Annotated in this window: 14 protein-coding genes; 13 read left to right on the top strand and 1 reads right to left on the bottom strand. The window is 66.4% G+C overall.

Annotated features, from left to right (window positions below; translation table 11 throughout):
- The first annotated feature begins 20 nt into the window (after window positions 1-20).
- The 13 genes from ACVWYQ_RS00435 to ACVWYQ_RS00375 all read left to right on the top strand — a co-directional run bounded on the left by ACVWYQ_RS00435 (window position 21) and on the right by ACVWYQ_RS00375 (window position 13,990).
- Window positions 21-2,936, top strand: coding sequence for a flotillin family protein (locus ACVWYQ_RS00435; protein ID WP_404541925.1), 2,916 nt, complete (start codon window positions 21-23; stop codon window positions 2,934-2,936).
- Window positions 2,937-2,947: 11 nt separating this feature from the next.
- Window positions 2,948-3,385 carry an SRPBCC family protein gene (locus ACVWYQ_RS00430; RefSeq protein WP_011086163.1) on the top strand — a complete coding sequence of 146 codons (438 nt, stop codon included), beginning with the start codon at window positions 2,948-2,950 and terminating at the stop codon, window positions 3,383-3,385.
- A 243-nt stretch (window positions 3,386-3,628) separates the two neighbouring features.
- Window positions 3,629-4,072: an SRPBCC family protein gene (locus tag ACVWYQ_RS00425; RefSeq protein WP_271540781.1), complete on the top strand. Its 444-nt coding sequence runs from the start codon at window positions 3,629-3,631 to the stop codon at window positions 4,070-4,072.
- Window positions 4,073-4,075: 3 nt separating this feature from the next.
- Window positions 4,076-4,894, top strand: coding sequence for an FAD binding domain-containing protein (locus ACVWYQ_RS00420; RefSeq protein WP_271540782.1), 819 nt, complete (start codon window positions 4,076-4,078; stop codon window positions 4,892-4,894).
- A 6-nt stretch (window positions 4,895-4,900) separates the two neighbouring features.
- Entirely contained in the window at window positions 4,901-5,377 is a 477-nt protein-coding gene (locus ACVWYQ_RS00415; RefSeq protein ID WP_109144206.1) for a (2Fe-2S)-binding protein, read from the top strand.
- A gap of 9 nt (window positions 5,378-5,386) precedes the next feature.
- Entirely contained in the window at window positions 5,387-6,979 is a 1,593-nt protein-coding gene (locus tag ACVWYQ_RS00410; RefSeq protein ID WP_456725338.1) for a xanthine dehydrogenase family protein molybdopterin-binding subunit, read from the top strand.
- Entirely contained in the window at window positions 6,980-8,002 is a 1,023-nt protein-coding gene (locus tag ACVWYQ_RS00405; protein ID WP_036013333.1) for a xanthine dehydrogenase family protein molybdopterin-binding subunit, read from the top strand.
- 10 nt (window positions 8,003-8,012) lie between these two features.
- Complete coding sequence (locus ACVWYQ_RS00400) at window positions 8,013-8,894, top strand: AAA family ATPase (RefSeq protein WP_271540785.1); 882 nt, start codon at window positions 8,013-8,015, stop codon at window positions 8,892-8,894.
- Window positions 8,891-10,009, top strand: a complete 1,119-nt coding sequence (locus ACVWYQ_RS00395; protein ID WP_404541932.1) for a vWA domain-containing protein — start codon at window positions 8,891-8,893, stop codon at window positions 10,007-10,009. Before ACVWYQ_RS00400 ends, ACVWYQ_RS00395 begins: the two co-directional genes overlap by 4 nt.
- Window positions 10,006-10,890 (top strand): amidohydrolase family protein, encoded by an 885-nt coding sequence (locus ACVWYQ_RS00390; RefSeq protein ID WP_404541935.1) that lies wholly within the window; start codon window positions 10,006-10,008, stop codon window positions 10,888-10,890. The genes ACVWYQ_RS00395 and ACVWYQ_RS00390 overlap by 4 nt, the downstream gene beginning before the upstream one ends.
- Window positions 10,891-10,920: 30 nt before the next feature.
- Window positions 10,921-11,769: an MBL fold metallo-hydrolase gene (locus tag ACVWYQ_RS00385; protein ID WP_157282405.1), complete on the top strand. Its 849-nt coding sequence runs from the start codon at window positions 10,921-10,923 to the stop codon at window positions 11,767-11,769.
- Window positions 11,770-11,785: 16 nt separating this feature from the next.
- The gene (locus tag ACVWYQ_RS00380; protein WP_404541938.1) at window positions 11,786-13,360 is read left to right on the top strand and encodes an isochorismatase family protein; all 1,575 of its coding nucleotides are present in this window, start codon (window positions 11,786-11,788) and stop codon (window positions 13,358-13,360) included.
- Between the two features lie 3 nt (window positions 13,361-13,363).
- Window positions 13,364-13,990, top strand: a complete 627-nt coding sequence (locus ACVWYQ_RS00375) for an FMN-dependent NADH-azoreductase (RefSeq protein WP_271540972.1) — start codon at window positions 13,364-13,366, stop codon at window positions 13,988-13,990.
- A gap of 237 nt (window positions 13,991-14,227) precedes the next feature.
- Here the strand turns inward: ACVWYQ_RS00375 and hydA are convergent, their stop codons facing one another.
- The gene (gene hydA, locus ACVWYQ_RS00370; protein WP_404541941.1) at window positions 14,228-15,637 is read right to left on the bottom strand and encodes a dihydropyrimidinase; all 1,410 of its coding nucleotides are present in this window, start codon (window positions 15,635-15,637) and stop codon (window positions 14,228-14,230) included.
- Window positions 15,638-15,644 lie beyond the last annotated feature (7 nt).

Here is a 15,644-nt window from a genome sequence, read left to right as displayed (position 1 = left end):
AGAGTTCGAGGGAGGGAAAGATGTCAGGGATGTTGGTCGGTGAATTGATCCTCTGGCTGATCGTCGCGATCATCGTGATCGTGGTTGGCGTCTATATCGTGAACTGGCTGTACCACCGCTCCTCCAAGGAGACATCGTTCGTCCGCACCGGATTCCTCGGCGAACGCGTGGTGATCAATGGCGGCGCCTTCGTGCTGCCGTTCATCCACGACTACACGCCTGTCAACATGAACGTCTTGCCGATGGGCATCGTGCGCTCGAAGCAGGATGCCGTGATCACCCGCGACCGCATGCGCGTCGACATCGAAGCCGACTTCTATGTCCGCGTGCAGCCGACCCGGGAAGCCGTGTCGATCGCCGCGGCGACACTCGGCCGCCGCACCCTGGAACCCGGGCAGCTCCACGCACTGCTGGCCGGCAAGTTCATCTCCGCGATCCGCTCGGTCGCCTCCGAGATGACCATGGAGGAAATGCACGAGCGTCGCGGCGACTACGTCGCGCGGGTCAAGACCGAAGCGGCGGAAGCTCTCGCCCAGAACGGCCTCGAGCTGGAATCGGTCGCGATCACCGATCTTGACCAGACAGACCTCGAGTTCTTCAACCCTTCGAACCGTTTCGACGCCGAAGGCCTGACCCGCTTGATGGAGGACATCGAGGCCAGGCGGAAGCTGCGCAACGACATCGAGCAGGATTCGATGATCAAGATCCGCTCCCGCAACCTCGAGGCCGAACGGCAGGCGCTGGAGATCGAGCGCGAGAGCGAGACCGCGCGCCTTGAGCAGGAACGTGACATCGAGATGCGCCGTGCGCTTCAGCGCACCGAAGTCGCGCGCGAGCGGGCCCTGCGCGAGACCGAGGCCGAGCAGGCGCAGATTTCCGCCCGCGAGGCCATCGAGCGCGCCCGCATCGCCAATGAGCAGGCGATTGCAGAGGCCCGCATCGCCTCCGAGCGCGAGACCCGCCAGAAGGAGATCGAGCGGACCCGCACCATCGAGGAGAAGGAGCTGCTGGCGCGCGAGGAGATCGAGAAGACCCGGATCGCCAACCAGCGCTCGATCGACACCACCCGCATCGCGTCCGAACGCGAAGTGCGCCAGCGCGAGATCGAGCGGATGCGCACGGTCGAGGAAGCCGAGATCGCCGCCCGCGAGGCCATCGAAAAGGCCCGCATCCAGCAGGACCGCGTCGTCACCGATGCCCGCATCGCCAATGAAGAGGAGACACGCCGCCGCGAGATCGAGCGGACGCGCGCGGTCGACGAGGCCGAGATTGCCGCACGCGAGGCCACCGAAAAGGCCCGCATCGCCCAGACGTTGATCGTCAATGTCGAACGCATCTCCTCCGACGAGCGGACCCGCGCACTGGAGATCCAGCAGGTGCGAACCATCCAGGAGGCCGAAATCGAGGCCCAGCGCGCGGTCGAGGCGGCCCGCATTGCGCGGGAGCGGACGCTCGCTGCCGAGCGCATCGCCGCCGAGCAGAGCACGCGGCAGCTGGAGATCGAGCGCAACCAGGCGCTCGACGTCGCCGGCATCGTCGCGCGCGAGACCACGGAAGCTTCGCGCATCGCCCAGGAGGAGCGCGTGCGCTCGCTAGAGATCGCCCGCAACCGCGCCGTCGAGGAAGCCGACATCGCCTCGCGCGAGGCGATCGAGGCGGCCCGCATCGCCCAGGAAAAGGCGGTTGCGGCCGAGCGCATCCAGGCCGAGCGTGAAACGCGCGCGCTTGAGATCGAACGGACCGGGATCCTGGATGCCGCCGAGCTGAAGCGGCGCGACGCCATCGAGCGGCAGCGCATCACGGTCGACCTGGCGCTCGAGGCCGAGCGCATCAATGCCTCCAAAAAGCGCGAGGTGCTCAATATCGAGCAGAAGAAGGCGATCGAGATCGCCGACGAGGACCGCGTCATCGCGCTGTCGACCAAGAAGTCCGAGCGGATCGATGCCGATCGCCAGGTCAAGCAGGCCGAGATCGTCGCCCGCAAGGAGGTCGAGACCACCGACGTCTCGCGCGAGCAAGCCCTGGAAGCCGCTCGCATCGAGCGTCGCCGTGCCATCGAGCAGCTCGAGGTCGCCCGCGTGCAGTCCCTGCAGGAAGCCGAGATCGCCTCCCGTGAGGAAGTCGAGCGCGCCCGCATCGCGTCCGATCGCGGCCTCGACGAGGCCCGCATCGGCCGCGAGCGCGAGCTGCGCAAGCTCGAGGTCAATCGCGAGAAGGACGTCGAGACGGTGCTGATGGAGAAGGCCATCGCCATCCATCAGAAGTCGCTGGAGGAGTCGGCCGCGCGCGCCGCCGCCGAGGAGGCGCGGATCCGGGCGACCGAAGCCGCCGAGCGCGTCGTCACCGCCCGCGAGAGCGAGATCGCCAAGCGGCGCAAGACTGTCGAGGTCCTGCTGGCGGAGAAACAGGCGGAGGAGACCCGCATCGCCGCCGAGGCCGAGCGCGTGCGCGCCGCGGTCGAGGCCGAAGCTCAACGCATGCTGAACGAGGCCGAGAACGTGCTGACCGACCAGGCGCGCTACTCGCTGTTCCGCAGAAAGCTGCTCGACCGCATCGAAGGCATCGTGCGCGAGAGCGTCAAGCCGATGGAGAAGATCGAGGGCATCCGCATCCTCCAGGTCGACGGCCTCAACGGCAACGGCCATGGCAACGGCAATGGCGGTCGCAGCGCCACCGACGAGGTGATCGACTCGGCCCTGCGTTATCGCGTCCAGGCGCCGCTGATCGACTCCATCCTGTCCGACATCGGCGTCGAAGGCGGCAGCCTCGCCAAGATGCCCGGCCTGATCCGCGAGGCCCGCGACATGCAGGGCATCAAGGAGGCCGCGCGCAAGAGCGGTGGCGGCGGGAGCGGTGGCGACAAGCCGGCAGCCTCCCCGCCTGCGGCCGAGGGCGGCGAGCCACCGGCCGAGCGCGGGCCGCGGAAGAAGAGCTGAGGTCTTAAGCGATGGCCCGCGTCTACGTCTCCACCGTCGTCAACGCCCGCAACGATCGCGTCTGGGCGCGGGTGCGCGATTTCAATGGCCTGCCGAACTGGCATCCTGCCATCGCCGAAAGCCGGATCGAGGGCGGCGAGCCCTCCGACAAGATCGGCTGCGTCAGGGATTTCCGGCTGCGCAATGGCGACCGCATCCGCGAGAAGCTGCTCGGCCTCTCCGACTACGACATGTTCTGCACCTACTCGATCCTGGAATCGCCGATGGGCGTCGAGAACTACGTCGCCACCCTGCGCCTGACACCCGTCACCGACGGCGACCAGACGTTCATGGAATGGACCGCCGAATTCGACTGCGCGCCGGAACGGGAGACCGAGCTCGTCAACAACATCGGCGGCGGCGTGTTCCAGGGCGGCTTCGACGCCCTGAAGCGCGTGTTCGGAGGCTGACGTGATCCGACCTGTTTCGATCAAGGCACACTGCGCCCCCTCTCCCCGCTTGCGGGGAGAGGGTTGGGGTGAGGGGGAGCCTCTCCGGGGACGGAGGCAGTTGGACTCGCGGAGACTCCCCCTCACCCGGCGCTTCGCCAGCGCCGAAGCCTTGCTTCGGCGTCCTTCAAAACGGCCGCCGCAGGCGGCCTATGCCTCTCCCCGCAAGCGGGGCGAGGTGAAGAGAACAACAGAGGGCTAGCCGTGCCGCATATCGTCAAAAGCACGATCCTGGACGCACCGACCGAGGCGGTGTGGGACGTGCTGCGCGATTTCAACGGTCACGATCGCTGGCATCCGGCGGTGGCGACCTCCGCGATCGAACGCGCGCAGTCTTCCGACAAGATCGGCTGCGTCCGGCGATTCAAGCTGAAGGACGGCTCGGAGCTGCGCGAGCAGCTGCTGGCACTGTCCGATCTCGAGCAGACCTTCAGCTATTGCCTGCTCGATACGCCGGTCCCGATGTTCAATTACGTCGCCCATGTCCGGCTGCTGCCGGTGACCGACGGCGACCGCACCTTCTGGCACTGGGAATCGCGTTTCACGACGAAGCCGGAGGACAAGGACCGCATCACCCACATGGTCGCCGAAGACATCTATCAGGCCGGATTCGAAGCGATCCGCCGCCATCTGAAGGAGGCCGCTTAAGCCATGGCCGTGACGGTAAAAACCTTTGCGAATGCGAGCGAGGCGGCTGGCGCGCTGTCGTCGGACCGGAGCGCGCGCTATCTCGGCGGCGGCACGCTGGTGATGCGCGCGCTGAACGAAGGCGACGTGTCGATCTCGACGATCGTCCGGGCGCATGACCAGGCGCTGACCCGGATCGATGCCTCAGGCCCGCGCATCACGCTCGGTGCCGGCGTCACCTTCGCGCGCGTGCTCGCCGAGCGCGACCTCGCCTTCCTGCATGCCCCTGCCCGCTCGATCGGCGGTCCCGCCGTGCGCAATATGGGCACAATCGGTGGCAATCTGTTCGCGCCGAACCCTTACGGCGATTTCACCGTGGCGCTGCTGGCGCTCGACGCCACCATTGCGGTTCAAGGCGGCTTCGGCTCGCGCGATATTCCGATCGAGGAGTTTTTGCAGGGGCGCGAGCGCCAGGTAGGGACGTTGGTGCTGTCGGTGTCCTGCACGCGGCCGGCAAGCAGCGAGGCGTTTCGTTATCGCAAGATCGCGCGCATCAAGCCGAAGGGCGGCTCGGTGATTACACTTGCCGCGCATCTGCCGGTCAGCGGCGGACGGATCGCGGGTGCGCGGATTGCGCTGGGCTCGATGGCGCCGACCCAGATCCGCGCTCGCGCCGCCGAGCGCGCGCTGGAGGGCCGCTCGTTGGATGCTGCGACCATCGCAGCTGCTGCTTCGGCGGCTACAGAAGGAACAACGCCCTCAGACAACGCGCTCGGCAGCGCCTGGTACCGCCGCGAGATCGTCGGCGTGCATTTGCGGCGCCTGCTGTCGGGACAGGAATAGCTCGCCATGACAAAGATCCCCCTGCAGTTTCGCCACAACGGCCGCGACGTCGCGATCTTCGTCGACGGCGGCACCAATCTGCTCGTCGCGCTGCGCGAGCTGATCGGCGACATGACGCCGAAATTCGGCTGCGGCCAGGGTGGCTGCGGCACCTGCAGCGTCCTGATCGACGGCGAGCTTCACCTCTCCTGCCTGACTCTCGCCGAGACCGTCGCGGGCCGCTCGGTCGAAACGCTCGACGGTATGAAGCAAGGCCCGAACCTGCATCCGCTGCAGCGCGCCTTCGCCGACAATTTCGCCGCCCAGTGCGGCTATTGCACGCCGGGCATGCTGATGGCCGCAAAGGCGCTCCTCGACCGCAATCCCGCCCCGAGCCGGACTGAGGTGATCGAGGCGATCTCCGGCAACATCTGCCGTTGCACCGGCTACGAGCCCATCATCAATGCCATCCTCGCCGCCGCTGGCGGCCGGGCCAGCGCCTGAGGTCAGACCATGCTGGAACTGCGCAAGGACATCTTCGCCGACGAGCGTGACGATAATTTGAAGGAAATCGGCAAGGGCACGCAGCGGCAGGACATGCTCGGCCACATCACGGGCACGTCCAGCTATTTCAACGACCACAAGCTGCAGGGCATGCTGCACCTGAAGGTCGTTCGGTCGACCCAGGCCCATGCAAGGCTGCGCCGCATCGATACCACCGAGGCCGAGCGCTCGGCCGGCGTGCGCCGGATCATCCGCGGCGCGGACGTGCCACGCAACCTCAACACGCTGCTCAGCCTGATCAACTTCGGCAAGGACGACGAGCCGTCCCTGGCGGTCGACAAGGTCCGCTACAAGGGCGAGCCGATCCTCGCCATCGTCGCCGACAGCGAGCGCGAGGCGTTCGAGGCGATCGCAAAGGTCAAGATCGACTACGAGCCGCTGCCGACCGTTTTCGACGTCGAGGATGCGCTGAAGCCGGGTGCGCCTGTCGTCAACGAGACCTATCCGAAGAACGCCTTCATCTATCATGACGTCTACGACCACCAGCGCCTGCGCTTCGGCGACGCTGATGCCGCGCTCGCAACCGCCGACCACGTGCTCGAACAGCGCTACCAGATGTCGCCGATCGAGCACGCGCCGACCGAAACCAACGGCGCCATCGCCGCGCCCGACACGAACGGCCGCTACGTCGTCTACACCTCGACCCAGGCGCTGTTCTTCTCGGTCGACACCTGCGCCAAGATCCTCGACGTGCCCTCCAACACCTTCCACTTCATCGGCGGCACCGTCGGCGGCGGCTTTGGCGGCAAGGTCGACACCTTGACCGAGCCGCTCGCGATCCTCGGCGCCATGTTGACAGGGCGCCCCGTCCGCTACGTGTTCGGCCGCGAGGAGGAGATGCAATACGGCCCGCCGCGCGGCGCCGAACGCATCTACATCAAGGACGGCGTGATGCGCGACGGCCGCATCGTCGCGCGCAAGATCCGCGCCTATTTCGACAGCGGCGCCTATACGCGGCTGTCGAGCTATGCCGCGGTGAAATGCGCCGCGCACCTGCCGGGTCCCTACACCATCCCGAATGTCTATGGCGACGTCTATTGCGTCTTCACCAACCGCACGCCGGCCACGGCCATGCGCGGCTTCGGCGTTACCGCGATGGACTTTGCCATCGAATGCCAGATGGACAAGCTCGCAAACCTCGTCGGCATGGACCCGATGGAGTTCCGGATTCTGAACGCCTATCGCGACGGCGACATGAAGGCGCATCGGCGCGAGGCCAAGAACACGGCACTGATCGAGTGCGTCCAGGTTGCGGCGGAAAAGGCCAAATGGCCGATCCGCGACGAGTTCAGGCGAGCCTCCTCGCGCAAGGACGGCGGCGGCAGCCGCGCCGTGATCCCGCCGACACCGACGGATTCCCGGACGCGGCCGGCCGCGCCTGCGCAGCAGCGCACGAGTTATGACCGCGCGCCGGTGACCGCGACGCGGGAGCCGCCGCGCGAGCCACCGCCGCCGGTGCCACCTCCTCCCCCGCCCCGCCCGGCTGCACCTTCGCACGGCGCGACCCGTTTCTCCTCCGTCTTCGGCACCAGGAGGCGCTAGATGACCCGGCATCGCGGACGCGGCATGGCGTCGATCAATTATCCCATCGGCATGAATCTCGGCGGCGATCCGAGCCAGGCGCTGGTGCATTCCAACCCGAGCGGCAAGTTCACCGTGGCGCTGTCGTCGATCGACCTCGGCCAGGGCATGAAGTCGGTGACGCGGCAGATCTGCGCGGAGACGCTGGGGGTGCCCGTCGAGGACGTCTATGTCGACACGGCGGACTCCGACACCGGCCCGCATTGCATGGGCTCGTTCGCTTCGCGCGGCACCCATCGCGTCGGCAACGCCGTGATGGCCGCCGCCCGCGAGGCGCGCGGCGTGATGATGGAGGCCGCCGCCGAGGAGCTCGAGGTCAACGCCGCCGATCTCGAGACCGATGGACGCGGCAACATCCATGTCAAGGGCGCGCCGCACCGCTCGATCTCGACCAAGGATGTCGCCATCGCCGCGCAGTTCAAACAGGGCAAGACCATCTCGGGCCGCGGCATCTTCCTGGTGCCGCTCTCCAACGTCGACCCTGAAACGGGCGAGATGTCGCCCGCGACCTGCTATGCCCATGCCTGCCTCGTCGCCGAGGTCGAGGTGGACGACGAGACCGGCGAGGTCGCGATGGTACGGATGGACTCGGCTTACGAGCTCGGCCGTGCGCTCAATCCGCGCCTGGTCGAGCAGCAACTGGTCGGCGGCGCCTGGATGGGCGTCAGCCATGCACTCTACGAGACGCCTGAGCCATACTATCCCGATCCCGTCCACGGGCCGCGCGACTTCGTCGAATATTTGATGCCCGGTCCCGGCGACATCTGCCCGCACGACATTGCCGTGCTGGAGCGTCCCGCCCCTGACGGTCCGTTCGGGGGAAAAGGCCCTGGCGAAATGTGCGCCAACCCGGTGCTGCCCGCAGTGGCGAATGCGATCTTCAACGCGGTCGGCGTTCGCATCGACGACCTGCCGATCACGCCGGAAAAGGTGCTGCGGGCGATCAAGGCGCAGGGCGGCGCGCGGCCGCAGGCGCGGCGCTAAAGGATCGGCCGTGGCGGTTCGCAGCAACATCGTCGGCATCGACAGCCCGGAGGCGCTGGAGAAGGCGCTGCGCGCGGCCTATTACCTCGCCGACGAGGGCCTTGCGACCGCCGCCTATCTCGGCCTCGCGCTCGGTAAGCCACTGCTACTGGAAGGCGCGCCCGGCGTCGGCAAGACGGAGGCTGCCAAAGCTATCGCCGCGGTGCTCGGCCGCCGCCTGATCCGCCTGCAATGCTACGAGGGCATCGACGCCTCTGCCGCGCTCTATGAGTGGAACTACCCGCGCCAGATGCTTGCGATCCGTCAGGCCGGCGATGAGAGCATCGACATCTATGGCGAGACGTTCCTGATCGAGCGGCCGATGCTGGCGGCGCTGCGCGCACCTGATTCCACCGTGCTCCTGATCGACGAAATCGACCGCGCCGACCAGGAGTTCGAGGCCTTCCTGCTCGAATTCCTATCCGACTTCCAGATCTCGATTCCCGAGCGTGGCACGGTCCGCGCGGCCGAGCGGCCGGTCGTCGTGCTCACCTCGAACCGGACCCGCGATCTGCACGAGGCCTTGCGCCGCCGCTGCGTCTATCACTGGATCGATTATCCGACGGCGGAGCGCGAGGCACGCATCATCATGATGCGCGCCTCCAGCGTCGCCGAAACCACGGCCCGCGCCGTCGTCGCGGCCGTCGAGAGATTGCGGCGCGAACCGCTGAGCAAGGCCCCCGGCATCGCCGAAGCCGTCGACTGGGCCGAGGCCGCGACCCTCCTCAACAAGGGCGGCGCACGCTGGCCCGATGCCTTCAAGCGCTCGATCGGCGTGGCGCTGAAGGACGAAGAGGACCTGCACTTCATCGCGCCCCGGCTCGACGCCATGCTCGCGGAGGCGACCGCATGAGCAACGAGCCACAGCTCCCGCGCGCTGCCCGCACCTTTGTTTCCTTCGTCGCGCTGCTGCGCGCCAACGGCTTTGCCGTTGCACCGGAGCAGACCACTGCGTTCCTCGCCGCGATCGCGCTGCTCGGACCGCGCAAGCTCGACGACATCAGGCAATCTGCGCTCGCCACCCTCGCCCCGCCGCCCGAACGTCGCGCCACTTTCGATCGGCTGTTCGACTTGCATTTCCGCGGCAGCGAGGCGATCGAGCATGCCGAAAATGGCGAGGACGACGAGACCGTACGCCTTCAGGAGGAAGGTCGCGGCGACGAGGAGCCCCTGCTCTCCGACGATTCCAACGAGTCCGGCCTGACTGCATCGCGCACCGAGGCGCTGGTCGAGCGCCGCTTCGCGCAGCTCTCCACGACCGATGCGCTCCGACGGCTGGCACGCGAGGCCCCGCGGCGCCTGCCGCGGCGGCGCGGCCACCGCCGCATGCGGGCGCGCCGCGGCCCCTTCGCCGACCTGCGCCGCACTTTACGCGACTCTGTCCGCAGCGACGGCGAGATCCTGCGGCTCGGTCACATGAAGCGGCGGCGACGCCCGCGGAAGGTCCTGCTGCTGATCGACGTCTCCGGCTCGATGAAAAGCCGCACCGAGGAGAATATGAAACTTGCTCATGCGCTGGTGCAGGCCGCGCCCAATGTCGAGGTCTTCACCTTCGGCACGCGGCTGACCCGTGTCACCCGCGCGCTGCGGCTGAAACGGCGCGAGCAGGCGCTCAGCGCCGCGGCGCATCTGGTCAGCGACTGGGACGGCGGCACCCGGATCGGCGACGCGCTGCAGGCGTTTCTGGCGGTCCCGAGGTTCGGCGGCTACGCCCGCGGCGCCGCTGTGATCATCGTCTCCGACGGGCTCGAGCGCGGCGAGCCCGACGCCCTTCGCGACGCCGTCGCGAAATTATCGCGGCGGGCGTGGCGGCTGAGCTGGCTGACGCCGCTCGCGACAGGCCCCGCGTTCCGTCCGCAGACAGAAGCGCTGGTCGCGATCGAACGCTTCGTCGACGATCTCGTGGACGGCGGGTCGAGCGCATCGATCGTCGCCCACGTCCTGGCACTGGGAAGGAGAGCTGCGTGAACAATATTGTCGACGGCCATCATCACATCTGGCGGCAGGCCGACCTGCCCTGGCTGACCGGCCCCATGCAGTCCCGCATCTTCGGACCGTACGAGCCAATCCGGTGCGATTATCCGATCCAGGAATATCTCGACGATCTCAAGGACAGCGGCGTCATTCGTTCCGTCTATGTGCAGACCAATTGGGCGCCCGAGCATTTCGAGGAGGAGGCTGCCTGGGTGCAGCGCACGGCCGACGAACACGGCTGGCCGCACGCCATCGTCGCCTACGCCAATTTCGCGGCCGACGACGTCCGCCCGCAGCTCGACCGCCTCAAGCGCTATCCGCTGGTGCGCGGGGTGCGCATGCAGCTGCATTGGCACGAGAACCCGCTCTATCGCTTCGCAGCGCGTCCGGATCTCTGCACCGACCCGACGATCCGTCGCAACGTCGCACGTCTTTCCGATTACGGCTGGAGCTTCGATTTGCAGGTGTTCACGCCGCAGATGCCGGATGCTGCGCAGCTGGCCGAATCCTGTCCCGGCGTGACCTTCATCCTCCAGCATGCCGGCATGCTCGAGGATCTCTCGCCGGCTGGACGGGCGGCCTGGCGCGCCGGGATGGCCCGGCTCGCGAGTTGTCCGAACGTCGTCTCGAAACTGTCCGGGCTCGGCACCTTCATCCATCGCAACGATCCCGCGCATATCGCCGCCGTGCTCACTGATACCGTCGCGATCTTCGGCGCCGAGCGCTGCCTGTTCGGCTCCAATTTTCCGATCGAGAAATTATGGACCAGTTATCGCGAGCTCGTCGCAGCCTTTCGCGCGGCTGCCGCCCCGTTCAGTGCGGAGCAGCAGGATGCGATCTTCCGGACGACCGCGACGCGCGTCTATCGGCTTTGACAGACAAGAAACGAGACGGGAGGGAAACGAATGGCGCTGGAGATCAAGATCCTGGACTACGGCGATATCGAGCTGGAATCGAGCTTCCTGGTGCTCGGCCGCGACTGCGGCCGCACCCGCCGCGTCCTCACTCTCGGCTTCCTGATCCTCGGCGGCAAATATCCTGTTGTCGTCGACACCGGCTATCGCTCCAACCAGATCATGGAGACGCTGGGCATGCGGGGGCTCCAGTACCACGAGAACATGATCGAGAACCAGCTCGCGCGCCACGGCGTGCGCATGGGCGACGTCCGCTTCGTCTGCCACACCCATTTGCACATCGACCATGCCGGCAAGGACGATCTGTTCCCGATGAACACGACTGTCGTGCTCAACCGCAAGGAACTCGAATATTCCGTCTCCGGCCTGATGCATCCGCAATATCCGGCCCCCGACATCAAGCACCTGATCGACAGGCTGCACACCAAGAGCGCGCTGCGCTTCCTGGACCTCGAGATCACCGGGCCGATCGAGCTGATGCCCGGCGTCTATTGCGATGCCGCCAACGCGCACACCGAGGGCTCGATGAACATCATCGTCCACACCGCCGATGGCATCGCCACCATCTGCGGCGACGTGATCTACGACTTCAACGACCAGATCGTCACGCCTTTCCATGAGATCCACGATTGGGAGCCGCGCACCACCGGCAACCATGGCACCACCAAGCGCGCAGAAAAGGCGGCGATCAAGAAGCTGCTCAGCAATTCGCGCTACCTGCTCCCGGTCCACGACCGGCCCGCCAAGATCGAAGGCGGCAACGTCGTGGGGCGGCTGCATGATCAGGTCCCGGGCCCGATCGTGCAGTCGCTCCCCCAGCGCAACTGGTTCCCGGCTTGAGGTCGAGGATCGTCCAATGACGCATGTGACGTTGCGAAGCGAGTTCGAGACCCTGATCGACCCCTATGCGCCGGTCGCACAGATCGGCACCGGCTTCGACTTCACGGAAGGGCCCATCTGGCATCCGGTCGACCATTATCTGCTGTTCTCGGACATGCCGGCCGACGTGCGGCGGCGCTGGGATGCGCGGCGCGGCGTCATCGAGGTCAAACGCCCGTCGAACAAATGCAACGGCATGACCTATGACGCCGAGCTCAATTTGATCGTCTGCGAGCACGCGACCTCGTCGCTGATCCGCGAACGCCCGGACGGACGGCGCGAGGTGCTGGCCTCGCATTTCGGCGGACAGGAGCTCAACAGCCCGAACGACGTCTGCGTGCACTCATCCGGCGCGATCTATTTCTCCGATCCCTGGTACGGCCGCATGCCGGTCTACGGCGTCGAGCGGCCGCGCCAGCTCGGCTTCCAGGGCGTCTACCGCGTCGTGCCGGGCGGCGAGCCGAAGCTCGTGGCCGAGCGCAATTTGTTCGACCAGCCGAACGGCCTGTCCTTCTCGCCGGACGAGAAGCTGCTTTATGTCAACGACACGGTGCAAGCCCTGATCCGTGTATTCGAAGTCAACAACGACGGCTCGCTGTCCAATGCGCGCGTGTTTGCGAGCGGCATCAAATCCGAGCTCGAACCCGGTCTGCCCGACGGCATGAAGTGCGATCAGCACGGCAATGTCTGGGTCACCGCCCCCGGCGGGGTCTGGGTCTATTCGCCGCGCGGCGAACTGCTCGGCAAGGTCCGCGTGCCCGAGCTCGTCGCCAACCTCGCCTGGGGCGGGCCGGATTTCCGCACGCTCTATCTCACCTCGACCCATTCGGTGTATGCGATCCCGACCAAGGTCGGCCCGCGGCATGAGCCCTATATGAGCGGCAGGCGCGCTGGCGGCGGAACAAGCCCGAGCTCATCGCCAGCCGCGCCTATTCTGACCGAGGGCGAGATGCGGCTCGATCCGCAACGCTGCGCCATGATCATTCAGGATCTCCAGAACGACGTCATCATGGACGGCGGCGCCTTCGCCGAGTCCGGCGCGCCCGGTCACGCCAAGCAACAGCATGTCGTGGAGAATGTGCGGCGCCTGGCGGAAGCCGCACGCGCCCGCGGCGTCACCATCATCCATGTCTGGTTCGTGGTCGAGCCCGGCGCACCTGGCGTCACGCTGAACGCTCCGCTGTTCGAAGGTCTCGTCGACAGCAAGGCGATGGTGCGCGGGAGCTGGGGCGCGGCCCCGGTTTCGGGCCTCGAGCCCCGGCCCGGCGATTTCGTCGTCGAGAAGATGCGGATGAGCGCCTGGGAAGGCACGCGGCTGGAGACGATCTTGAAAGCGACCGGCCGCGACATGATCATCAATACCGGCGCCTGGACCAACATGTCGATCGAGCACACGGCGCGGACCGGTGCTGACAAGGGCTACTTCATGATCGTGCCCGAGGATTGCTGCTCGACCATGAATGCCGACTGGCACAACGCCTCGATCAACTTCGCGATGCAGAACGTCGCGGTCGTGACCAGGGCCGATGCCGTGATCAGAGCGCTGGGATGAGCTGTGGCAAAGCTCTTGCACCTGTCCTGCTCGCCGCGCGCCGAGTCCGTCTCGACGGCCGGCGCGCGGGTCTTTCTCGACGGCTTCCGTCACGCCCGGCCGGATTGGGACGTCGATGTCGTGGACATCTGGCGCGAGCGGATGCCGGAGTTTGCGGGTCCCATCGTCGAAGCTAAATACGCGCGCATGAAGGCTCAAGCCTTCACCGAGGCGCAACGTCAGAGCTTCGCCGAGGCCGAGCGAATGGCGCTGCGCTTCTCGCTCGCCGACCGGGTGCTGATCTCGACCCCGATGTGGAACTTCGGCCTTCCCTACAAGCTCAAGCAGTGGTTCGACATCATCGTCCAGCCCGGCCTCACCTTTCGGTTCGATCCATCGCAGGGATATCTCCCGCTGCTGCAGGATCGGCCGACACTGGTCATCATCGCCAGCGGCAGCGATTTTGCCACCGGCATGAACCGCGGCCGCATCGATATGGCAACGCCCTACTTGCGGGAAATCCTGCGCTTCATCGGGATCAGCAATGTCCGCTTCGTGCTGATCGGTCCAACCACGGGACCGCAAGCGCCGATCGATGCCGCCCGCGAGCGGGCGCATCAAAGGCTCGCTGCAATGGCCGCGACCTTCTGAAGCGCTATGAGACTAGTCTTGATCGCTGCAACGAGGGAGGTGCACTCCCTCTCCCGCTTGCGGGAGAGGGTTGGGGAGAGGGTGCTTCCGCAATGGGACAATCCCCAAGAGGAGAAAGCCCTCACCCGCGCCTTCGGCGCGACCTCTCCCGCAAGCGGGAGAGGTGAACGAGCCGCTTCCATCGATTCAACCAAAGCCGTTCCGCTTTGAAGCGTGATGGCGGCGTGTCGAGCCGGATCAGATCAGGCTCGATTTGCCCCGGCTCAGCACCTGGCCTGCACCTTTGGTGCCGACGATCCGGCCCTGGCTGCAGACCACCTGTCCCCTGGCGATCGTCGTCACCGGCCATCCCGTGACCTCGAAACCTTCCCAGGGCGTGTAATCCGCGCCGTGATGCAGATCGGCCTGCCGGATCAGCTTCTTCAACTTGGGATCCCAAAGAACGATGTCGGCATCGAAACCGACGCCGATCGAGCCCTTGCGCGGATAGAGGCCATAGATGCGGGCGTGGTTGGTCGCGGTCAACTCGACGAACTTCTGCAGGGTGATGCGGCCCTTCGAGACGCCTTCGGAGAACAGGATCGGCAGCCGCGTTTCGACGCCGGGGATGCCGTTCGGCACCCAGCGGAACGAGGTGCGGGCGTTCGGCGTCAGCTTGCCCTTGGGATCGTCGTAGCGGAACGGGCAGTGATCGGACGAGAAGGTCTGGAACACGCCCGACGTAATGCCCTCCCAGATCGCCTCCTGGCTCTCGACATCGCGCGGCGGCGGCGAGCAGACATATTTCGCGCCGGTGATGTCCATGTTGAGGCCTTTCATGTCGTCGGCCGTCAGCGTGATGTATTGCGGGCAGGTCTCGGCATGAACGGGCAGACCGCGCTGCTGGGCCCAGCGTACCTGCTCCATCGCCTCACGTCCGGAGACGTGCACGATCATGATGGGAACGCCGATCACCTCGGCATGGCTGATGGCCCGGTGCGTCGCCTCGCGCTCGACCGCCTGCGGCCGCGAGGTGCCGTGATAATACGGCGCGATATGACCTTCGCGCTCCAGCTTGCTGGTCAGGAAACGGATGGCGTCGTAGCCCTCGCAATGGACCATGACCAGCGCCTCCTCGCGGCGCGCGACCTCGAACACTTCGAGCAGCTGCTTGTCGCTGAGCACGAGGTCGTCATAGGTCATGAACACCTTGAACGAGGTGTAGCCGTCCTTGACCAGCGCCGGCAGCTCCTGCCCCAGCACCACGGCAGTCGGATCGGAGATGATGAGATGGAAGGCTGTATCGATGTAGCACTCACCTTCGGCGAGCTTGCGATAGTTCTCGACACAGCTGCGCAGCGAGGTGCCCTTCTCCTGCAGCGCGAAGGGCAGCACCATGGTGTTGCCGCCGGCTGCGGCTGCGCGCGTCGCCGAGGCAAAATCGTCGGCCATCACCACGTCGGGGCCCGAGGGCTGCGAGATGTGGACGTGGCTGTCGATGCCGCCCGGCAGCGCCAATAGGCCCGTCGCATCGATCTCGCGGGCCGCGCCTTCGATGCTATCGGCGATGCTGACGATGCGGCCGTCGCGAATGCCGATATCGGCGCGAAACTCGTCGCTGGCCGTCACGATGGTGCCGCCGCGGATGGCGAGGTCGAGCTGCGTCACTGATGTC

This window comes from Bradyrhizobium sp. USDA 3397, assembly GCF_054060965.1.
Note: the sequence above shows the minus strand (reverse complement) of the source record. Positions and strands in the feature narration are given on the sequence as shown.